Annotated in this window: 19 protein-coding genes, 2 tRNA genes and 2 pseudogenes; 17 read left to right on the top strand and 6 right to left on the bottom strand. The window is 43.1% G+C overall.

Features of this window, described 5'->3' with window-relative positions; all coding sequences use genetic code 11:
- Window positions 1–228: 228 nt before the first annotated feature.
- Both F6K64_RS32865 and F6K64_RS32860 read right to left on the bottom strand, forming a co-directional pair.
- Window positions 229–302: transfer RNA gene (locus F6K64_RS32865), tRNA-Pro, on the bottom strand.
- 63 nt (window positions 303–365) lie between these two features.
- Window positions 366–887 (bottom strand): GNAT family N-acetyltransferase, encoded by a 522-nt coding sequence (locus F6K64_RS32860; protein ID WP_008181937.1) that lies wholly within the window; start codon window positions 885–887, stop codon window positions 366–368.
- A gap of 705 nt (window positions 888–1592) precedes the next feature.
- Here F6K64_RS32860 and F6K64_RS32855 point away from each other — a divergent pair.
- Both F6K64_RS32855 and F6K64_RS32850 read left to right on the top strand, forming a co-directional pair.
- On the top strand, window positions 1593–2318 hold the full coding sequence (locus F6K64_RS32855) for a hypothetical protein (RefSeq protein WP_044492570.1): 726 nt from the start codon (window positions 1593–1595) through the stop codon (window positions 2316–2318).
- A gap of 315 nt (window positions 2319–2633) precedes the next feature.
- On the top strand, window positions 2634–3545 hold the full coding sequence (locus F6K64_RS32850) for an alpha/beta fold hydrolase (RefSeq protein ID WP_044492568.1): 912 nt from the start codon (window positions 2634–2636) through the stop codon (window positions 3543–3545).
- 251 nt (window positions 3546–3796) lie between these two features.
- Here F6K64_RS32850 and F6K64_RS32845 read toward each other — a convergent pair whose 3' ends face one another.
- Window positions 3797–5164: an FG-GAP and VCBS repeat-containing protein gene (locus F6K64_RS32845; RefSeq protein ID WP_008181932.1), complete on the bottom strand. Its 1368-nt coding sequence runs from the start codon at window positions 5162–5164 to the stop codon at window positions 3797–3799.
- A 226-nt stretch (window positions 5165–5390) separates the two neighbouring features.
- Here F6K64_RS32845 and F6K64_RS32840 point away from each other — a divergent pair, with 226 nt between their 5' ends.
- From F6K64_RS32840 to F6K64_RS32795, 10 genes and pseudogenes are all read left to right on the top strand, one after another.
- Window positions 5391–5597, top strand: a complete 207-nt coding sequence (locus tag F6K64_RS32840) for a hypothetical protein (RefSeq protein ID WP_131826971.1) — start codon at window positions 5391–5393, stop codon at window positions 5595–5597.
- The gene (locus tag F6K64_RS32835; RefSeq protein WP_008181929.1) at window positions 5597–6604 is read left to right on the top strand and encodes an RnfABCDGE type electron transport complex subunit D; all 1008 of its coding nucleotides are present in this window, start codon (window positions 5597–5599) and stop codon (window positions 6602–6604) included. Before F6K64_RS32840 ends, F6K64_RS32835 begins: the two co-directional genes overlap by 1 nt.
- Before the next feature lie 75 nt (window positions 6605–6679).
- Window positions 6680–8062: a DUF2330 domain-containing protein gene (locus F6K64_RS32830; protein ID WP_008181927.1), complete on the top strand. Its 1383-nt coding sequence runs from the start codon at window positions 6680–6682 to the stop codon at window positions 8060–8062.
- A 465-nt stretch (window positions 8063–8527) separates the two neighbouring features.
- Window positions 8528–8833: pseudogene (locus tag F6K64_RS32825) on the top strand (ABC transporter permease subunit); the annotation flags it as partial.
- Between the two features lie 293 nt (window positions 8834–9126).
- Window positions 9127–10152: a DUF6492 family protein gene (locus F6K64_RS32820; protein WP_008181924.1), complete on the top strand. Its 1026-nt coding sequence runs from the start codon at window positions 9127–9129 to the stop codon at window positions 10150–10152.
- 15 nt (window positions 10153–10167) lie between these two features.
- Window positions 10168–10320: a hypothetical protein gene (locus F6K64_RS32815; RefSeq protein WP_154659738.1), complete on the top strand. Its 153-nt coding sequence runs from the start codon at window positions 10168–10170 to the stop codon at window positions 10318–10320.
- Window positions 10321–10359: 39 nt separating this feature from the next.
- Window positions 10360–11238, top strand: coding sequence for a hypothetical protein (locus F6K64_RS32810; RefSeq protein WP_287250588.1), 879 nt, complete (start codon window positions 10360–10362; stop codon window positions 11236–11238).
- A gap of 223 nt (window positions 11239–11461) precedes the next feature.
- The gene (locus F6K64_RS32805) at window positions 11462–11683 is read left to right on the top strand and encodes a hypothetical protein (RefSeq protein WP_131826970.1); all 222 of its coding nucleotides are present in this window, start codon (window positions 11462–11464) and stop codon (window positions 11681–11683) included.
- A 71-nt stretch (window positions 11684–11754) separates the two neighbouring features.
- The gene (locus F6K64_RS32800; RefSeq protein ID WP_229414257.1) at window positions 11755–11913 is read left to right on the top strand and encodes a hypothetical protein; all 159 of its coding nucleotides are present in this window, start codon (window positions 11755–11757) and stop codon (window positions 11911–11913) included.
- Between the two features lie 20 nt (window positions 11914–11933).
- Window positions 11934–12374 (top strand): MATE family efflux transporter, encoded by a 441-nt coding sequence (locus F6K64_RS32795; RefSeq protein ID WP_229414259.1) that lies wholly within the window; start codon window positions 11934–11936, stop codon window positions 12372–12374.
- Window positions 12375–12544: 170 nt separating this feature from the next.
- Here F6K64_RS32795 and F6K64_RS32790 read toward each other — a convergent pair whose 3' ends face one another.
- From F6K64_RS32790 to F6K64_RS32780, 3 genes are all read right to left on the bottom strand, one after another.
- On the bottom strand, window positions 12545–13720 hold the full coding sequence (locus F6K64_RS32790) for a PLP-dependent transferase (RefSeq protein WP_008178429.1): 1176 nt from the start codon (window positions 13718–13720) through the stop codon (window positions 12545–12547).
- Between the two features lie 62 nt (window positions 13721–13782).
- Window positions 13783–15120 (bottom strand): pyridoxal phosphate-dependent decarboxylase family protein, encoded by a 1338-nt coding sequence (locus tag F6K64_RS32785; RefSeq protein ID WP_008178432.1) that lies wholly within the window; start codon window positions 15118–15120, stop codon window positions 13783–13785.
- Between the two features lie 473 nt (window positions 15121–15593).
- Complete coding sequence (locus F6K64_RS32780; protein WP_287262804.1) at window positions 15594–16433, bottom strand: SGNH/GDSL hydrolase family protein; 840 nt, start codon at window positions 16431–16433, stop codon at window positions 15594–15596.
- A gap of 82 nt (window positions 16434–16515) precedes the next feature.
- Between F6K64_RS32780 and F6K64_RS32775 the strand changes: the two are divergent.
- The 5 genes and pseudogenes from F6K64_RS32775 to F6K64_RS32755 form a co-directional block, all read left to right on the top strand.
- Window positions 16516–16632: pseudogene (locus tag F6K64_RS32775) on the top strand (IS200/IS605 family transposase); the annotation flags it as partial.
- 279 nt (window positions 16633–16911) lie between these two features.
- On the top strand, window positions 16912–17790 hold the full coding sequence (locus tag F6K64_RS32770) for a hypothetical protein (protein ID WP_008178436.1): 879 nt from the start codon (window positions 16912–16914) through the stop codon (window positions 17788–17790).
- A gap of 455 nt (window positions 17791–18245) precedes the next feature.
- The gene (locus F6K64_RS32765) at window positions 18246–18725 is read left to right on the top strand and encodes a DUF4079 domain-containing protein (RefSeq protein WP_008178438.1); all 480 of its coding nucleotides are present in this window, start codon (window positions 18246–18248) and stop codon (window positions 18723–18725) included.
- On the top strand, window positions 18725–21085 hold the full coding sequence (locus F6K64_RS32760; RefSeq protein WP_008178440.1) for a ComEC/Rec2 family competence protein: 2361 nt from the start codon (window positions 18725–18727) through the stop codon (window positions 21083–21085). Before F6K64_RS32765 ends, F6K64_RS32760 begins: the two co-directional genes overlap by 1 nt.
- Before the next feature lie 119 nt (window positions 21086–21204).
- Window positions 21205–21291 (top strand) — tRNA-Ser (locus F6K64_RS32755).
- Window positions 21292–21663: the final 372 nt, after the last annotated feature.

Here is a 21663-nt window from a genome sequence, read left to right as displayed (position 1 = left end):
GAGCCTGTTACAACTAGAATACCCTGCTCACTGAGAGATCTGAACGCAACTTACTAACCTCTAGTAGAGGCAGAGATTAAATTCATTCTTGTCGATCATAGCTTGACGTGGCATGTTAACTTAGCTGATCAGCGGCGTTTCATGGCTCTGCACCTGACTATTATCAAGTTTCACTGACTTTACCCTGGTGTCTTGACTGATTAGACTTATTGATTGATCGATTTCCAATCGGGATGACAGGATTTGAACCTGCGACATCCTGCTCCCAAAGCAGGCGCGCTACCAAGCTGCGCTACATCCCGGATGCTACCTCTAAGCAGTATAACCAGTATAACTCACTTTTGGCATTTTGTGTGTACTCTAGATTAATCTGGATACCAAAACATGCCTTTAATACCTTCTGGGTCAGGCATAAATCCCATTTTACGGTAAAAACTTACCACTTGAGGATCGGCAAATAGGGTGATATTGCTAATATCTTGGCTGCGCAATTTTTTGATCATATATCTCATCAAAGCTTTACCTAGTCCCTTGGCTTGGAAATCTGGATGAACTACTACATCCCAGATTGTGGCATTGAAAGCATGATCAGAAGTGGCACGGGCAAAGCCAATTAAGCGCCTCGTGTTACCTCGCTGGTACCACATAGAAGTAACCAAAAAGCTATGCTGAATGGCTTTCTTAACTTTGCGCAGAGGACGCCGAGACCAACCAACAGCATCACAAAGTTCTTCCAATTCGTACAGGTCAATTTCCCGTGTTGTACTGAAAAATACCCGTGAGGTACCGTCGGTGCGATATTTGACACCTTCTACGGTATCTCCTTCAGATCGTGTTTGAGGCAAAGCAGTATCAGAACTGCTAAAGAAGCTTTTCCAAAAACCCATGCAGGTGTGACAGTGGCGTTATCATAATTGTGAGCTACTTGGACTGGTAATGGTCTTCTTTCCCTGACGGCTCAGACGTTCTGGGTCTCGGTCAACCAGAGCCAGACTTAAATGTTTTAAAAAACAGAAAGTGATATTTGATCTATATGGTTTTACTCCACCAGGAAAACTATCATACCCGACCTACCTTGATCTGAAACTAATTCTTTGTGCAAATGATAATACCACAATTAAGCCTCCTATCCAAATTCCCATCCTAGCATTCCCTCAAGGCTCGCGCTCTTTGAAGTTGCTTGGGTAAGATTCTCGCGTCGGAGGGGGCACAGCTGTTTCAGGCTAGGAAGGTACCGAAGGTGGGGAAGTTGGGGAAGATTAGTTAGACTAGGCTAATCAGCAGGATTGCTCAGAAATGAATCAGATCCGCCCTTGTTGTTGGCTGGGGGCTCCAACCCATATATATCAAGAAATCAAGCAAATCAAGGTGCGCTTTCCAATGGGCGAGTAAATCGCCCTTGGGTCGCACCTCAATGTTAAACTCTATCTATATATACATTTAAGGCTCTTTTATCAGTATTTTTGTAAGTCCCCCTAGAAGCTGACGGGGTTGTGTTAACTCAAAAAGCTTAGGTGCGCTTGACCTTGGCAAATTAAATTCGCCACGGGTCGCACCTTTTGATAAACAAGAATAGCCACCTACCCCTATCGATCACTGTGGGTTGGAAATCATCCCAACAAGAAATCCTGAAACGCTTCAACCGAGCGTTTCCTAAGTTCTATGAACAGTTTGTCAGTAGTGAGATCCAACTGCACAACCTCAAACTGGCTTACCGACTCTATAAAACCCAACATGCTGTAATTGAGATCAAACCGGAAGGCTCAAAAAGTGTCCTGCACTTTGCTTACCGCAATGAGTCTTTTCTGCTCAGTGACATTTTTGGCGTTCTGACTGCCTATGGACTGACTATCCACAGTCTCAGTCTTTATGGTCAAATTAGTCCCCCAATGCTGGTGTTTATGAAACTAGTGGTGTCTCGTGACCGGAAAGCGCTGACCTACAAAACCTCAGAAAATGTCTGCCGTGCCCTGAGGGAGGCTTTGGCAGGGCGCTTTGAGGTGGAACAAATGCTGGCAGTGGAATTTAATCTCGATGCTGGCTTGAAGCAGGTAGAAACAGAATTTTATGTAGACCCAGTGTTTCATCTACCAGCGCTGTTAATTGAGGCCAATAACCAACCTGGATTATTTTACAAAGTTATGTATGCCATCTGGCAAGAGGATTTACTGGTGGTCAATGCCAACTTGCTGGTGTGGCGGGGACGAACCCGACTGATTCTTTACCTACTAGGTCCTAACGGAAACTTGATTCCCGATTATTTAGGTCAAAAAATTGCTGAAAGCATTCGGAGGCGATTACTAGGTCAAGTGTTTTAGTTATCATTGGGTGACAAGCACAGGTGAGACCCGAAAGTGCGACCCAAGGGCGATTTACTCGCCCATTGGAAAGCCCACCAAAGCCAGAATTTAATTCTTAATGGGGAAAGCGCACCTAAGGACTTATGCCGCAAACCCAGTTTCTTAAGGTAATTACTACGATTTCAGCCTTTGATATATAACCAGAAACCGGGTTTTAAGGCTATTGGTGGCTAAGTCCGTCATCCTGCCTACTTTTCAAGTAAAGACAAACAAGATGTGATTAAAATCACTGACTAATTTCCTATCCTGTTAATTCTTCGATAAGATCAAGGTATGGCAAGCATTAACATCCTAGGAGTATCCCATACTTACGAATTAACACCTCCTACTCAATCATCCTGTCCTGTTCTGGTTTTCATCCACGGCTGGCTGTTAAGCCGTAGCTATTGGCAACCTCTAATTTATAGGTTGTCACAGCAGTATCAGTGTCTGATTTATGACCTGCGGGGATTCGGTGAATCCCAGTCCCAAATTCATAACACTCAAAGCTCAACATCGAACCGGGACTCGGAATCACCATTTCCTGAGACTGCTGCTTCATCCACTGACCGCTATAGCTTAGCTGCCTATGCTCAGGACTTGGGCATCCTGCTAGAAAAACTGGGAATCGAGCCGGCTTGGTTGGTTGGTCATTCCCTAGGGGGTAGCATTGCTCTATGGGGTGCCTATTTGCTGCCTCAGAGGATTCAAGGGGTAATCTGTCTTAATGCTGGTGGTGGGATTTATCTGAAAGAAGAATTTGAGCGGTTTCGGGTGGCTGGTCAGCAGTTGGTAAAACGGCGTCCCCGTTGGTTGTGTTATGTCCCTTTACTGGACTTACTGTTTACCAGGGCTCAGGTAGCGCGCCCTATTGCCCGGAAATGGGGACGTCAACGGGTTATTGATTTTGTTACTGCTAACGCAGAAGCTGCATTGAGAACCTTATTAGATTCTACCACAGAAGCGGAGGTGCATCGCTTACCTCAGGTAGTTTCCCGACTCAAACAACCTGTTTATTTCATTGCTGGTACTAAGGATAAGGTAATGGAACCCAAATATGTGCGCCATCTTGCTAGTTTTCACAGTCTCTTTCAATCCTGTGGGGACAATGTGATTGAAATTGCTGAATGTGGACATATGGCGATGGTTGAGAAACCAGAGACTATTGATGCTCAAATTCGTCAAATTTTGGCTAATTACAGTTAATTAAAATGGTTAATTAGAATGGGCGAGGCTCAAGCTAATAGAGAACTTTAGCCTCACCCCAGGCTGGGAATGATCGGGCGATCTAGCCGAGATTTGCTTAATGCATAACCTAGATAATTCGGCGTTGATGATTAATGGAATAATTGAGGGGAGTGGGGAATGGGGAATGGGTAACTGACCACTGATAAATGACCCGACTATACTTGATATCATTTCTTACTTCAGCAACGTCGAAAATTCAGAGGGAAGTGCTAGGCAAGTGCAGCACCAAACAGATCACCGGCTTCATTTGCTCCTAGACCTGCCTGATCCAGTCCTTGGCTAGGTACCAATCCGTTAGCGGAGCCATGAAAGATAAAGGCAAACCCGGACTTGGGATCAGACCCAGGAGCTTCACCAGGGGCTCCAACCCCTAGGTCGTCAAAACCGTCGCCGTTGAAGTCTCCCACTGCTAAGGATTCACCAAACCGATCACCAGCCTCATTGGCTCCCAGTCCTGCCTGACTCAGCCCTTGGCTGGCGACCAGTCCGTTCTGGGAACCATTAAACACAAAGGCAAACCCCGACTTGGGAGCCGACCCCGGGGCTTCACCAGGGGCACCAACTACTAAGTCGTCAAAACCGTCGCCGTTGAAGTCTCCCACTGCTAAGGATTCACCAAACCGATCACCAGCCTCATTGGCTCCCAGTCCTGCCTGACTCAGCCCTTGGCTGGCGACCAGTCCGTTCTGGGAACCATTAAACACAAAGGCAAACCCCGACTTGGGAGCCGACCCCGGGGCTTCACCAGGGGCACCAACTACTAAGTCGTCAAAACCGTCGCCGTTGAAGTCTCCCACTGCTAAGGATTCACCAAACCGATCATCAGCCTCATTGGCTCCCAGTCCTGCCTGACTCAGCCCTTGGCTGGCGACAAGTCCGTTCTGGGAACCATTAAACACAAAGGCAAACCCCGACTTGGGAGCCGACCCCGGGGCTTCACCAGGAGCCCCAACCACTAAGTCGTCAAAACCGTCACCGTTAAAGTCTCCCACTGCTAAGGATTCACCAAACCGATCATCAGCCTCATTGGCTCCAAGTCCTGCCTGATCCAGCCCTTGGCTGGCGACCAGTCCGTTCTGGGAACCATTAAACACAAAGGCAAACCCCGACTTGGGAGCCGACCCCGGGGCTTCACCAGGAGCCCCAACCACTAAGTCGTCAAAACCGTCGCCGTTGAAGTCTCCCACTGCTAAGGATTCACCAAACCGATCATCAGCCTCATTGGCTCCAAGTCCTGCCTGACTCAGCCCTTGGCTGGCAACCAGTCCGTTCTGGGAACCATTAAACACAAAGGCAAACCCGGATTTGGGAGCCGACCCCGGGGCTTCACCAGGGGCCCCAACCACTAAGTCGTCAAAACCGTCGCCGTTGAAGTCTCCCACTGCTAAGGATTCACCAAACCGATCACCAGCTTCATTAGCTCCGAGTCCTGCCTGACCCAGCCCTTGCCTGGCGACCAGTCCGTTCTGGGAACCATTAAACACAAAGGCAAACCCCGACTTGGGAGCCGACCCCGGGGCTTCACCAGGGGCACCTACTACTAAGTCGTCAAAACCGTCTTTGTTAAAATCTGCCATAATTATTTACCTACTTGGATTTGGTTTGAGCGCTTTCCCAATTCCCTCTGTAGACTTCTCAGACCCAGTTCAGGAGTTTATGCAGTCAGTTACGAAACTTTACATTGATTGGGTAGGCTATGATAATCACCAGCCAGAAACTCTCTGCTGATTGTTGGTCTAAATTAGCTTGCCCAAATCCAGTACCTGTGCAGAACCAGTCAAAAAGAGCATTTGCACAGTAGCGATGCAGCGCGGTCTTGGGGGTTTCCCCCATGAGCGACTGCATCAAGAATGGTGCGATCGCTCCCGTAGCCTGGTGTTGGTAGCGGGTAAACATTGCCTGATAGCTCTTGCAGTAGTCTTCGTAGAGTTAGCGTGTTTTTTTGTGTTAAACCTGATCCATAAAGAGCGCCCTGATTACTTTAACAGTCGGATCAGAATGCGTAGATAATGTGGCAACAAGACCCCCGAAACCATCAAATTCTGTTTCTCTCCATCTTCCTAGTCTTGGGCATCAGCACTCGGGACTGGACACTAAGACCAGACTTGATTCTAGTTGTAATCGCAAGCTGTCTACTAACTCAGTGGTTAGCAGCATTTCTTTGGTCAAACCCCAAACACAGATCCGCAATCAAAAACTCTGGGGAGCTTGGCCTCTCTTTCTTTGGCCTCCCTTTCCTTGGCCTCCCTTTGAGTTTTAATCCCAAACCCTATTTCCAAACTAGCCTTGAATGGTGCAAAATTCAAACCTTAGAAACAATTCTTAATCTGCTGACAAAAAAATCAAATTGCCCCCAGGATAATGATGCTACTTTCGCCAGTTCTCCCAAACCCCCTTCCCTAAAAAGTGCTATGATTACAGCCTTAAGCTTGAGTCTGCTGCTGCGTGCTGATAACTATAGCACTATGGTTTTAGCTGGCTCCCTAGGAATTTTGAGTAAATTTATTTTCCGAGTAGAGGGCAAGCATTTTTTTAATCCAGCCAATTTCGGAATTATTGCTGTTCTTATCCTAAGCAATGATGCTTGGGTTTCTCCCGGACAGTGGGGGGATGATGGTTGGTATGCTCTATTATTTGCTGGTACTGGCAGTATGGTGTTAAAACGGGTAGGACGATGGGATACAACGGCAGCGTTTTTGGGTGCTTATGCCGTTTTAGAAGGGATTAGAAATGTCTGGCTTGGCTGGAGTTGGGATGTATTTTGCCATCGCTTGATGAGTGGGTCTTTGTTACTATTTGCCCTATTTATGCTAACCGACCCTCGCTCAATCCCCAATGCACCGATTAGTCGATTGCTATGGGCGGTGTGTATTGCGTTACTCACTTTTATATTGCGCAATCAATTCTTCATGCCTACTGCTATTTTCTGGGCGTTGTTTGCCCTATCCCCTTTGACCGTAATTTTGGATTTTATTTGGTCATCTACAAGATTTTCCTGGCATGATAGTGAATCTTAGGTGCGCTTTCCGCATCTAATTATTAAATTCGCCACGGGTCGCACCTATTAAATGACGTGAATTAAGCTTATAAAAATGAAAATTATTCGGGTTATAAGTACTATTATTATAACGGTTTTAGTGAGTTTAGGGTTGGCTCAAAAAGCTTGGGGTTTTTGTGGGTTTTATGTGGCCAAAGCTGATACTAAACTATATAACCAGACGTCTCAAGTGGTAATTGCTCGGGATGGCGATCGCACTGTTTTAACCATGGCAAATGACTATCAAGGGGATGTTAAAGACTTTGCCATGGTTGTCCCAGTTCCTGTGGTGCTTCAGCGAGAACAGGTGAATGTAGGTGACCCTAAGATTATTGAAGGCCTCGATCAGTTTAGTGCACCTCGACTAGTGGAATATTTTGACCCAAACCCCTGTGCCGATAACCGAAGGTATCTCGAAAGTGCGCCAGCAGACCTAGGTCGTCCAGGTGGCACAAGGGGAGCGGATGCTTATGATCGTAGTTTAGGTGTCACGGTAGAGGAGCGCTTCTCAGTTGGAGAATATAACATTCTTATCCTCAGTGCTAAGGACTCTAGAGGTTTAGAAACCTGGCTCAGACGCAACGGTTACAAAATTCCACGGGGAGCAAATCGGTTATTGCGACCCTACATCCGCCAGAATATGAAATTTTTCGTTGCCAAAGTCAATCTGGAGGAATTTGACCCCCCCAATGTGAATCTGCACGAATTTGACCCCCCCAATGTGAATCTGCACGAATTTGACAAAACTGCCTACCAACGGTTGCGACCCCTCCAGATGGCTTACGAGTCTCCCCGATTTATGCTGCCCATTCGCTTAGGAATGATGAATGCTACGGGTGAGCAAGACCTGATTGTGTATGTGTTATCACCCCGAGGTCAGGCTGAAATTACAAACTACCGCACTGTGAAGATTCCTTCTAATACTGAAATTCCAGTATTTGTCAAAGCAGAGTTTGGTGATTTCTACACTGCTATGTTCCAAACTGCTTACGAGGGTGAAGGTAAAAAAGTGGCTTTTCTTGAATATGCTTGGGATATGGCTAGTTGTGACCCATGTTCAGCTAATCCCCTCAATCGGGAAGAACTCCGGAAATCAGGTGTCTTTTGGCTAAACTCAGGAAGAACCAATAGAAGACCCAATAATGTTTATATCACTCGCCTCCATGTTCGCTATACCCGTGATACGTTCCCAGAAGATTTGATGTTCCAGGAAACGTCAAACCGTGAATTGTTTCAGGGACGATATATCCTTCGTCATCCCTTTACTGGGAAGATGAGCTGTAGCGCAGGAGTTGACTATCAACAATCCTTAAATCGACGATTGAAACAGGAAGCTCAAACCTTAGCTGAGTTGACTGGATGGGATATTGATGAAATCCGCAATAAAATCGATTTTCCTGATGTTAAGCCTATTCCTTGGTGGAGACATCTTTGGTAAACCATGGAAATCGTTACTTGTGACTTGTTACTTGGTTACTTGTTTTACTTGTTATTTCTTACTTGACAAGTAACAAGTAACCTAGACTTAATGTAAAGCAATCTAAATTTTAACAAAGATATGTAACGCAATTATAGCGTTTCTCGCAGTTATGAGGTACACTAGTCTTTGAGACTGATTACCTTAAAACCCTCTTTACTATTGCCTTTTGCCTTTTGCCTTTTGCCTTAAAGGGATAAGCAATGTCGCTCATGAGTATGAGAACTGCTATATCATAAATTTGACGGGTTGAACCAGGGTAAGCTCATCTAAATTAGTATCAAAAACTACAGATAAAAGTTTTTTGACTGAAGTTACTCTGTTCATTTGTACTACTTTGAGACTCAAACTCCCTTAAGGTAAGCGATGTAGCAATTGAGTTTCCCAAAAGGGAATAGGTAATAACCAATTTAAATGCATATCAGCTTATTTATAGGACAAGTTTTACTGCCCTTATTTTTACCCAAAGGAATGCGACCGGATCGGGTATTACGGGCAATTGTAGGATTAACAATATTTAGTTCAGCTGATCTAGCAGAAAAGGTGCGGGGTGGAATCCAAGCCATACCGAGAGGTCAAGTAGAAGCTTCTAAAGCCCTAGGTTTGAATACCCCGTTCACTTTAGGATTGATTGTTTTACCTCAAGCTTTTAAAATATCGATTCCATCGATTGTCGGTCAGTTTATTAGTCTGTTTCAGGATACAACACTGTTGGCAATTGTGGGATTATTATAATTGAATTATTGAATGATTAATTATAAATTATGAATGGGGTTGAAGGCGACTTAAAGTCTAGCTTTAGCTAAGTTCTGCTCAACCAGTCGCAATAGCAGAGGTTCCACTGCTAGCCCATATGAATGATAAGTGATGAATGATCAATTCTGAATGGGGTTCTGAGGTACTTGTTCAGCTTAGATGTTAATAACGGCAAGAGACCTTAACATCCTAAACTAACACTGACTCCTTGCTCGATTAAGATGATATTTTTATTGTTGATAGTCTAGATAAATTCGGAGTTAAACGCTATGTCACAAGAAATCTTCGACTTTGTGATTCCTCTCTATCAGTTGCGCTGGAACACGCGGGGTGTGCTTGAGGGAATTACAACCCATTACAAACCTCGCAGTATCCATGTGATTTCACCTGAGCCAGAGGCGCGATCACTACAACAGGTGTCTCAGGGTTGGGAAGTGGCTCCCCTTTATACCCATTCTGAGGAAACCTTCTTTCAAAAGAGTGGTCTGACAAAAGACAGAATTTGTGCTGAACTGGAACTCGGGGAATCCCTTTATACTCCAGGCTGGTTCTATCAGCAACTCTTAAAACTGGGTGCTGGTGAGGGAATTGATGACTTAAGTGAATGGTATGTTGTCTGGGATAGTGACCTACTTCCGGTTGCGACTTGGCCGCTGATTTGTGAGGAGAACCAAACCCAACAGCATACGTTTGCCCTACTTCAGCACAATCAGTGGGGCAATGCGAGCATTGTCTCCACTTGGGCAGAATGGATTCGCTCGGTGTTGGGGGTTGAACCCCTAACAGACCCTGAAGGCACTTTTATTCCCCATCATATGTGGTTTAAACAAGAGCACCTTAAGTCCTTTAAGTGTCAGGTGAGCAACTACTTTCAATCGGATGACCATTGGTTGTTGCTGATGATGCGATCTGCGCTGAAATTTGGCACCTTTAGTGAATATTGGTCTTACGTTTCCTGGGTGGCAGCTCAAGCCCCAGATCATCTGGCTTTTCATCCCTATGAACGCTATGGGGCAACCACTGAACGGTTTTTTGATGATGGTACGGGTTTGTTTTCTGCGACATTACGGCGATATCAATCGACGGTATCCCAGCCGACTCAAGAAAGCTTTTCTCCGTCCTATACAGAGTTAGAATCCTTTATTCAAGCTGAGTATGGGTCAGATCCGCTGCCATCTTCTTTATCTTTTGAAAGTAGCCCTCGACATCTCAAAAAGAACAGAGAGAATATGCATATCGAAGAGTTGCGTTCTCGTTGGAATCCTCGCATGACTGAAGTCTCTAGCACACACTAAAGATTGGAAATCTAAATGGATTCGGGTTCATCTGGGATGGCAGCAGGTCACCTCCCGGTATATAGGACTCACCATGACCGAGACATCAACAAGTTTGGGAATCCCGCGCCAAAAGTGAAACGTTGGCGTCGGGAGGAGGTCAACAATGGTCTTCAAACAACCTGTTGACCGAAAAGTCGTTAGTTATTGTATGAAAACAATCGGTTTATGCCACTCCAAAGACTACAAAAATTGATTAAGCCTATTATCCAGGATATCGGCTATGAATTAACAATTCGTAACCGGATTAAACAGATTCCGATTATTCAAGAAATAGAACGTTTAAGGACAAGTGAACGCTATCAAAATCCTCAGGGTTTAATTGCTTTTGGTAGTAAGGTTTATTCCCAAAGTGATGAAGATGGCATTATTAGAGAAATCTTTAACAGGATTGGTGTCACGAATCAAATCTTTGTTGAATTTGGCATTGGCAATGGCTTAGAAAACAATACCCTTGCCCTGCTTTTTGATCATTGGCAAGGTCTATGGATCGATGCGTCGTCTAGTTCGGTAAATAAAATTAGAAAATATTTTCATAAAGTCATAGAAAATGGTCAGTTAAAAATCGTTGAATCCTTTATTACAAAAGAGAATATTAACGAATTAATTTCTGCCAATATAGATGCTGATGAAATCGATATATTATCAGTCGATATTGATGGTAATGACTATCATATTATTGATTCAATCACCTGTATAAGTCCCAGAGTGATTGTCGTTGAATATAATGCCAAGTTCACACCACCCATTTTATATTGTATGGACTATGATGCCACACACAGATGGGAAAAAGATGATTGTTTTGGGGCTTCATTGAAGTTTTTTGAGGTCAATCTAGATAAAAAAGGGTATTATCTTGTGGGCTGTAACTTATCGGGTGTTAATGCATTTTTTGTCAGAAAAGATTTGGTTAGTGATCAATTTTTTGCTCCGTTCACGGCTGAAAATCATTATGAACCTGCCAGGTATTATCTCTCGGGATATTTTGCAGGTCATCCTGCCAGCTATCAAACCTTAGCAAAATCTCTGACCATGCGCTCTATTTGAAATTCGCTGAACATCAGCACCCCGCTCTAAAGAGACGGGGCTTTTAGCTTCCCTTTTTAGGTAGCTGACCAGCTATCAGAATTGTTCTTGATCTGAGTTGTCTCTCTATCCTGTGTTTCACAGAAAGTGGAACTTTTTAAATCCCATAAAAATTTTTAAAATTAAGCTTGATTTTTGTTAAAATTTACTATTAAAAATACCAATAAAGTTGATATTTGAGCCGATGAAACTTGCCCGCTTAAACTCAGACAGTCTTATCCCCCGCTTCTACAGGCTTGCGGTCATTAATACTCTCTCCGTAAGTATTCACCGGTCAGTGGTCAGCCGTCAGCTGTCAGTGGTCAGTGGTCAGCCGTCAGCTGTCAGGGGTCAGTGCTCAACAGACGTAACTCAGATTAGACAAATGGTTACCTGTTTTATTCAAAAGCTGAGAGCTGAAAGCTGAGAGCTGAGAGCTGAGAGCTGAGAGCTGAGAGCTGAGAGCTGAGAGCTGAATGCTTACCTCTCTCCAATATCATGATTCCCTTATCGGGCTTAGTCAGCGTGGCTTTCCTGGGACATCTGCCAGAAATTCGTCACTTAGCAGGAGTTGCAGTCGCAACGGTTTTGTTTACCTATCTTTACCGACTTTTACACTTCTTGCGGATGGAACGGGAGCGACGGCTCAAGCTGTAGGCAAAGATGACCGGGAAGCCATGTTATTAGTGGGTTTACGCAATGGATTGATAGGGTTGGTACTGGGTGTATTAATTGTTATTTTACAATATCCTATCGAGAAAATTTGGTTTCTTATACTCGATGCTCCTGATGACGTTAAATCTTCTGGTATTGCTTATTTTAATGCCCGTATTTGGGGTGCTCCCGCAGTGGCACTTAACTTAGTCGTGATCGGTTGGTTATTAGGAAAAGAGATGAGTGGTAAGGTGCTAGTGATAACAATCATTGGCAATTTAGGCAATATAATCTTTGATTATTTTTCCATTATTAAATGGCATTGGGGCAGTATTGGAGCTGGTTTTTATGCTTGTTTGAGTCAATATTTGACCTTATTTGTGGGAATCTTCTTTATCAGTCAGGATGTTCGATTCCAAGAAATTCAGCAGTTAAGTGATTGCATTTGGCAGGGTTCCATTTAGATTAGGATAATATAATCGGGGGTAAGGCCAAAGGAAATAGAGTACAGAAACAAGATACTCTAATAGACCTATGCGCAAAAGTATTTTTCTGATAGTGTTTACCTCAATTCTTGTCCACTGTTCCCTGTTCCCTGTTCCCTGTTCCCTGTTCCCGACAACTGCCGCGAAGTCTAATGTATTTCCGTAGGGATATATCGAGCAAGACTACAATCGAGATCCTCAATGATACTATCGACTGGATCATTAAAGCCGATGGAGAGTCGAATCAGACTATCCGTAATATTTAATGATTTTCTATCCTGGTCGGATAAATAGTAGTAGGTAAAGGGAGCAAGCTGTTCGATATAGGTTTCCGCTGAACCAAAGTTAGAAGCAATATATGGAATTTTTAAGTTGTCAATGAATTCTGATGTCTCACGTTTTGAAAGTTTGAGTTCAAAGGTCACAACACCACCATACCCATTAGTAAAATATTTCTTGGAGAGTTCTCGATGAGGATGAGAATCTAAGCCCAAATAATAGACCTTGGAAACCAAATCATGGGAATTTAAAAACTCAGTCAGTTTTTGCCCTGAAGCATTTAAAGACTCCATTCTCAACTGAAAGGTTTTCAAGTGTTGACCCAATGTAAACACATCCCGAGGGCTAGGAATAACTCCATTGATATTTCTGAAATTTCTAATTTGAGCGATCGCTTCCTTTTTCCCAGCAACACTTCCCAGTACCACATCAGCATGACCATTGAGATATTTAGTACAACTATGAATCACTAAATCTGCCCCCCATAAACAGGGTTGAAAATTATAGGGACTGGCAAAGGTACTATCGACAACCAGAAGCGTATCGGGTTCTAACAACTCTTTGATTTTTTCAATATCTGCCAGGTAAAGATGAGGGTTAGAGGGAAGTTCTAGGAAAAGAATATTAATATCTTGACTGACTTGATCAAGTGTTCTCATCAACTCAGATAGATCCGAATTATCCAAAATCAAAGTTTTGAACCCCAGTTTCTCAAGATTCTCAAAAACACGTCTTGTGTTTTTATAGAGATAGCAAGTTGTTGCGAAACAGCTTTGAGATTTGGCGAATGCCATTAAAGTGCTGTAAATCGCACTCATTCCACTGGGAAATAGTAAGCAATCTTCAGCCTTATCGAGTTGGGCTAAAATTCCCTCTACTTCTTCCCAATTCGGATTATGATACCTGCCATAACGGCCTTTTGTGAGCGATCCTTCGTGTAAGGCTTTAACATAAGTTTCATGATCGTCATAAAAGTAGGCTGTATTTTGATAAATGGGTGTTAGAATTGAGTTGGTGTAGGATTCATGCTTTCTGACTCTGCCCATTCTCTAATCCTCCTGTAATTTCCTGTAATTTTGGACTTCTAGATTAGACTTAGACAACGACTTTATCCAAAAGATTCATAGATTTTATATAAATAAGCAACAATTTCAGAAATGATATCTGTTGTCAGATTTCCATGATGTACAATTATCCGAATAAATGCCGGAAGATTATTAAAACTAGACGAACTGACTTTGATAAAGTCATCCTGGACTACTTGATCATAGATAGCGAGATTAAGTTGATCGATTTTATCAATTTCTGCCGCCGTGTAATCTGTGATGGTTTCCTTCACTTCCATTTCTTCAGGAATAAACCAGAAACAGAGGTTAAAATACTGGGGTTCGACGACATATAAAACCCGATCCGAAAGTTGTTTCCTGAATTCTTTACGATTTTTATAGTATTTTTGAATTAAATTTTGAAAATGTTCAAGACCATGATGTTTGAACATCAACCAAAGCTTAAAGGCATAGGCTTCTCGGGAACATTGTAAAGACTTGATGCTGAGACTATATTTTCTATTCTGGTTGCTGTTAAATGGAGAATTAGGATTATGTGCGATTACTTCATCCACTAAAACAGATTTGTCTTTCACCAGTAAGACTGAGCATAATAGAGGGGCTGAAAGAAATTTATGAAAGTCTAATACAATTGAATCTGACAAAGAACTCAGTTTTCTAGAAAACGCTGCATCTTCACTAAAGTAAACCCCGCCTCCCCAAGCTGCATCAAGATGAATCCAAGGTTGAATCGCGAATTCTTGGAATATTTCCAGTATTTCTTCTACCGGATCGAAAGTTCCCAAGGTAGTCGAACCCAGAACACAAGCAAAGTAAATTAGATTGAGATTATCAGCTTTAATTTTGCTGACTAATTCTCGTAAATGTTCTCGATCAACGACTCCTTTTGTGCTTGTTTTAACATTGATAATATGTTGAATCCCACAAATCTTAGCAGCTTTACTGATAGAGTAATGAGAATGTTCGGAAACCAGAATGACTGATTGTCCTAAATTAACTTTTGCTCTTTGTACTGCTAAGAATACAGATGCCAAATTAGATAAGGTACCACCCGGATAAAAGATACCATCGCCTTCAGGATAACCCACTAACGGCAGGAGAGTTTCTACCATTTCTACTTCACAACGAGTAAAAATTGGCGAACATTCTTCAGTATGAATATTAGAATTAATGTAGTTAGACACGAAATCGGCAAAAACACCGATGGGGTCGGGATAGGAAAATAAGTATTTTAAGTTTTTTGGACTGTAGATATCTGGAGTAATAGACAGGGTAGATTTAACAAATTTGTCAATCCTCTCTAATCTTTCCGGTTCGGATAAACTATAGATGCCATCCAGCATCTTCAAGCATTGATCAATGTCTTGTTCTGTTAGCATCTTAAATGTTTGTACGAAGTTTAGGGTAATTCAGTCTAAGCTGTCTGGATATCGCCAATTCCAATCGTGATCAAGCCACCCAGTGCGCATCAGCGGAGATCGGAGTGGAAAAATTAGCAATTGATACAGATTTTTTGAGGCAGGAAGCCTGAAAAATTTGATACATCAATATTAGAATCTGGCGTTATCACAATAATTACGGAGACAGACCTTTGTATAATACCACATCGAATCACACGGGCAAAAACGAGGAGCTTGATAGCCCCGTGAATGCATTCCGAAAGGCCTATATAAGCCATTTGGTATCTATGGTTATGGTCAGCAATTAGCAAAATCATTATCCTTCAGAAGAGCTTCGCCTACAGCAAATGCGCGTAGCGCACGCTACTTGAGGTGCTATCAACAATTAGCAATTTAATGATGGGGTTATACCGCAGGGTAAGCGCAAGGCGCTTACCCTGTAGATTTTTTTCTCAACTACCATAGATCTCGATCTCAAGGGGAACATCTATAGGAATATCATCTTGCTTTTCCCTCGTACCAATGCCGATCATGATTTTGAACCAAGCGTGAGCCAACTTTTTGTAACCCTCTGGGGTTAGGTGAATACCATCCTCAAGCATGTGTTCAGGGGTGAATATATTGCGGTTATTAATAAATCGAATGTTCTTGTTTTTATAACTTTCTCCAGTCAGCAAATTTGCCAATAGGTTATTGTATTTATCAGCTTTCTGATTCTTGAGAGTACCATCCTTAAGTGCAGAGGGCTTAATGGGGGGAATTGAAGAGACAAACAAATATACCTGATCTGACCAGGCGAGAATTTTATCAATTAGTAAAATCATTTCATTGACTGTATCTTCAGGGCTTTCATTCTGAAAAAGTATGTCGTTTGTGCCAGCCATTAATAAGATAATATCCGGTCTTGCCTGCTTCAGCCAATCTTCTATTTCGGAGTTTAAATCTGACCACGCATTGGATGCTCCAACACCAGCTATGGCAAATCCCCCATGCCCTTGATGCTCTTTGTCAAACACATATGTGTTGTTTTGGCCTAAAACTATTTCGGGATTTTCTGAGGTAGCGCTACCCACAAAATTTACTCTATAGCCATTATCTTTAAACAATGCCCACAGGTCATCTCGATATCCGGCTCGATCCAATGCTTTACCACGAGTGTTTGAGTCTCCTAAAGGCATAATCTTGAGAGACCATTGATCGATGGTGAGCGCCTCTGCGGTGGGAGAAAACTGAAATAGGCTGATGCAATAAGCGGCGATTAAGGTCAATTTTGGGGAGAATTTTTGCTTCATACTATAGTTTCCTAGTAAGCTTGAGGTACAGTAACAGCAATGAGCAAACCAATTACGAAGATCATTATTGCTTAGACAATAATTTCCAGACCTGTTGAGATTGCCAAGTTTATGGACACATTCGTATATGTTTGACACCACTGGCAAGATTAGCACTCAGAAAGTTTTAGTGTACATTAGCGACCCGCATCGCGGATGAATCAATTCATCCGTTCGCTTATATCCCCCGACTAAAGTACAGGGGCTTTAGCCATCACACTTGTAAAGCAATCTATATCTTAACAAAGATATGTAACGCAATCATCATAAATTTGATGGTTACTTAACATTTATCAATGATCACCTAAAATTTATCTTAACTATTAGATTCCAGGGATAGTTATTGTGAGACAATTAGTAGTTGATATCAGGCTGTGGGGAGACTCCTCCAGCGATTTCGGCGATTTGTTTTAGTTGTCTATGAGCAGGAGCTGTATGAATGTCTTCAAAGCAATTTACTAAATCCCAGGAAAATAACGATGGCAAGATTTTTACTAGCAACTTAGGGTTTACTGCACTCTGCTTCTTAATCGGTTTAGCTGGATTTGGCTATATTCTCGCCACATTGCCCGGAATCGCAGAATCCCCGACAGACCCTTCTAGAACTTGTATAGTCGATGGTTGGAAACTGGGATTAATTATCACCCACGTGCTGGTTTTTGCCCTCATCCCTCTGGCGATGAGAATTTTTTACAACAGTTTAAAAAATTTAGGACTGACATCAAATATTTTTGCGTCGCAACTGGGGCTAGCTTTTGTGATGGTGGCGATCGCTTCAGAAATTGGTTGGCACGTCACCCAATGCTGGTATTATCAAAACGATTTTACGATGCTGAATTTCATGTTTTACTTTTTCTTGATTTCAGGATTTGCGCTGTGGGCGGATGGGTTAGTGGAGAAGACTACTATCATCACCAATTTAATTAACATTGTGTTTGCCATCAGTCTGTTAGTTGTTTCAATTTTGTACCCTTTAGGTTATCAAGCCGGTAACGATAATTTTAAGATTCCTATCTATATTGTACTTACTCTAGTTTTGGGTGTGTTGACCTATCGAGGCTATACGATACTCCAAGATTGGAAAATTATTCTTTTCCCAATTTTCTCCGTTGGAGTCAATTTAACCTTTGTGTTTCTTCTAGATAAATTTGGAGGGAATCCCTATAGTGATCCGCAAGTGACTTTCAATGCTTTATTTCATATCCTTCACGATTTATTAGGAACCGAAGCTGGATTAGTCATCTTTACCTGGCTTTTCTATAATAAAGGCATTGCTCAAAAAAACTCCAAAGCTACATTAGCGGCAGAAAAAAATTAGTATTTACTAATTTTGATATATACCAGTTTTAAATTTTCCTGGGTAATCCTAGCTATTTAGTATTACTCATTTTTTTTTAAATTATCATTATAAACAAAGTAGTGACAGTGGCGGGGTGAGGAAGTGAGGAGTGAGAAGTGAGGAATGTCGGTTATTAAATTATTGTCAAAAAAAATTTAGATGGCTTTGCCCTGGGGGCTAAAGCCCTGCGTCTCCTTTGCACTAGGGACAAGCAAAGGATCATACCAGTCTTCTAGGATCTGGTATGATTTTTTGTTCACGTTGAACTGCAAGTGTTTGAATTATCTGTTTGTTAGTTTGAGACAAGTGTCAAGGAATCTAAACATCACTATCTGGATATGGTGAGATTTTGTTGCCCAATCAAATTCTGAATATGCTACAAAGATGGTTACCTAAGCTAGGTCAACCTTAATCGAGAGGATAGTTTTACACCGGTGGGAAATTTCAGTCAGCTCTTAGAACCAATTGCTAACCAATTTAGAATTTTAGGTATTCCTGAGCCAGTGGTGCATTGGGGACACCCATTGATGATGGGAATTGTGGTATTGATTATGGGTAGCTTTGTGGGAATAGCAGGATGGCGTGGCCGAGTAGTATCTGATCCTGAAATAGCACTACAGAGTCGCAGTAATCATCGAAAAATAGCACCCTGGATGTTTATTTTTATCGCAGGTGGCTACACGGGTGGGGTTTTGTCTCTGGTAATGCAGTATCAGCCAATTCTAGAAAGCCCCCACTTTTGGACAGGATCAATCGTACTGATTGTGCTGGCTGCTAATGGGGTGATTGCCTTGACTGGCTTTGGCGGAAACAAAGCATTGGTGCGTAGCGTTCATGCCTACTTAGGAAGTACGGCACTTTGCCTGCTATTGCTTCATGTTGTTTTGGGCTTAAAGCTAGGTTTATCGATCTGATGAAGCCTGCCACTGGTACAGTAATAAGTCTTGCTTATATTCTGGGCTTACTGTCTACAGGGATTCTCAACTTACCGACTGGTGAGATTCCCTGGCAAGAGTACAGAGCTTTGGTAACAGGATTAGTTGTCACAGGGATAGTGGCTGCGATCGCATTCCCCAGGTTCTGGCGCACAGGACCAAAACCAAGATTATGGGTAGCAGCAGGACTAATCTCGGCCTTGGCGGTGGTCTATTTTCAATTGCGGGTACCACAACCAGAACTGAATGACATTAGCGAATATGTCCCCTCAACCAATAGCATTGCTCCAGAGCAACTGTTTAAGGTTGAAGGCAAAGTGGAGAGTATGCCTCGCCTGACCCGAACTCAGCGTACACAATTTTGGTTACAAGCTACTCAGTTAACTGAAATTGAAAGTCGCGAAGATGGGGGAGCGATCAGTCAGGGAGTGACAGGCAAGTTGTATGTGACTGTGCCATTACTTCAAGGAACTGGTATCTACCCAGGTCAGATAATTAGCGTAACTGGGGTTTTATATAAACCCAAGCCAGTGACTAATCCCGGAGCCTTCGACTTTGGAGCCTATCTTGCCCGTCAAGGGGCTTTTGCTGGTTTGAGTGGGCGTCAAATAAACTTTGATGAGGAAACTATTGGCAAACCCTGGGGATGGTGGAGACTGCGACAACGTATTATCCGTTCCCAAGTTCGCTTTTTAGGCTCTCCCACAGGTCCGTTAGTCAGTTCAATGGTTTTAGGACGTCGTGCTGTTGATTTGCCCTACGATATCCGGGATCAATTTATTCAGGCTGGGTTAGCCTATACCTTAGCAGCATCTGGATTCCATGTCTCTTTGCTGTTGGGTTTTGTCTTAGCCGTTACCAGGGGTTTAAGCAAGGAAAAGCAGTTCAGTATTAGCTTGAGTGTACTGTTAATTTACGTGGCATTAACTGGACTGCAGCCATCGGTAATGCGGGCGGCTCTGATGGGGGTGGGTGCCCTAATTGCCTTAGTGACGGCACGGAAAGTTAAGCCTTTAGGGTCACTCTTGTTAGCAGCAACACTGTTACTCCTATTTAATCCTTTGTGGATCTGGGATTTGGGATTTCAGCTGAGTTTTCTGGCCACCCTAGGATTACTAATCACTGCACCAGGGATTATCCAACGTTTGGATTGGTTGCCACCTGCGATCGCATCCCTAGTTGCTGTGCCAATTGCAGCAGCAGTTTGGACTCTACCCCTGCAACTGTATGTTTTTCAAGTTGTTGCCAGCTACTCTATACCAGTTAGTGTTATTGCTACACCCCTAATTTCTATTATCACTTTGGGTGGAATTGTCAGTGCCTTGGCAGGACTAATTTGGCCAACAGCAGGAAGTGGACTGGCTTGGTTACTGTATTACCCAACCCATGGACTGATGGGACTAGTGGAATTTTTCAATCAGTTGCCAGGAAGTTCTGTAGCGGTGGGCAAAATTTCCCTAGGGCAACTGTTATTCCTCTACGGGCTAATTGCTCTAGCTTGCTTGATTAAATGGTTACATCCTCGTTGGTGGCTGATTAGTCTAGTTGCTGTCACTGTGGTGGTGTTGCCCCAATGGCAACAAGCGTCAAAATTGTTTCAAGTTACAGTGCTAGCTACAGGAAATAACCAAATTTTAGTGATTCAAGACCAGGGACAAGTCACCTTGGTCAATAGTGGCAACCCTGATACAGTCAGGTTTACAGTGCTGCCTTTTCTGCAAAAGCAAGGTATCAATGATATTAATTGGGCAGTTGCTCTCGACAAGCAGCCCCAACTCAGAAGTGGTTGGGTTCAGCTTCTAGGTAGTTTACCGATCGAGACATTCTACGATAACACTGATTTACAACGACCATTGTCTCAGGGTCAAAATTGGAACGATATTGTCACCCGTAACTCTATCGCTAGTGCAGTAGCCTCTAGGGAGGCTAACTACCAACCAATTCCAGTGGGGGAAATACTCTCTTTTGGGTCTACTTCAATAGAATTAGTCAACACTGAACCACCAGTGTTGCTGATGCGCATCATTGACCAAAATTGGTTACTCTTAGGAGACCTCAAACCAGGCTTCCAAAAACAGTTAGCCAAAACCATCCGTTTCCCTGAGCTACAAGTACTTTGGTGGTCGGGAAAAAGTCTGAGGCCAGAATTCCTCGATGCCCTGCAACCGAAAATTGCGATCGCATCATCCAATGTCGTGGATGCCTACACGGCGAAGCTCATGCGCAATGCTAAGATGACCCTCTATTGGACAGGCCGTGATGGTGCTATCCAGTGGACACCGGATGGTGGTTTTAAGACTACTGTTGAAGATATTGAGATAGACATTGATGTTCCTTGATAGTGATTCCATCATTGAGCACCCAGCAATGCCTGAGTTTTCAACAGCAGGCTTGACAAATTCCACGGTTTTGTGTTCAAATTTCAGATGAAGTCTGGGGTGCGGTTTGACTAGATCATGGAGGGGTGTCCGAGTGGTTTAAGGTGGCAGACTCGAAATCTGTTATGGTGTCAAAGCCATCGGGGGTTCGAATCCCCCCCTCTCCGTATAAAAATTTAACTCAATTTTTGATTAATCTCACTCAGGAATGTGCTAGGTACTGGTAGTAGGTAAGATCAGGTAACTGTCATCCCATAGAATCCCATAGAAGAAATTGGGAAGATCGAAGAAGTTGGGAATATAGGCTTAGAATTAAATTATATTCATATATTGATTCATCTTTATCAGCTCGGGATTTAAGCCAAGTGACTTCTGCTGATTATTCTCCAAAATCGACATTAACTGTTGAACTCTCCCCAAGCTACACACTTCCTATAGTGTTGATTATTGCTGCAGTGACAATAGTGCTCATACAACCCTGGGTGAGTTTAGCGATCGGCGAAGCCGCGCCAAAGGCGATCGCCTTTGGCGCGGCTTCG

This window comes from Moorena sp. SIO3A2, from assembly GCF_010672265.1.
Lineage (GTDB): Bacteria > Cyanobacteriota > Cyanobacteriia > Cyanobacteriales > Coleofasciculaceae > Moorena > Moorena producens.
This window is presented reverse-complemented; position numbering and strand designations above follow the sequence as displayed.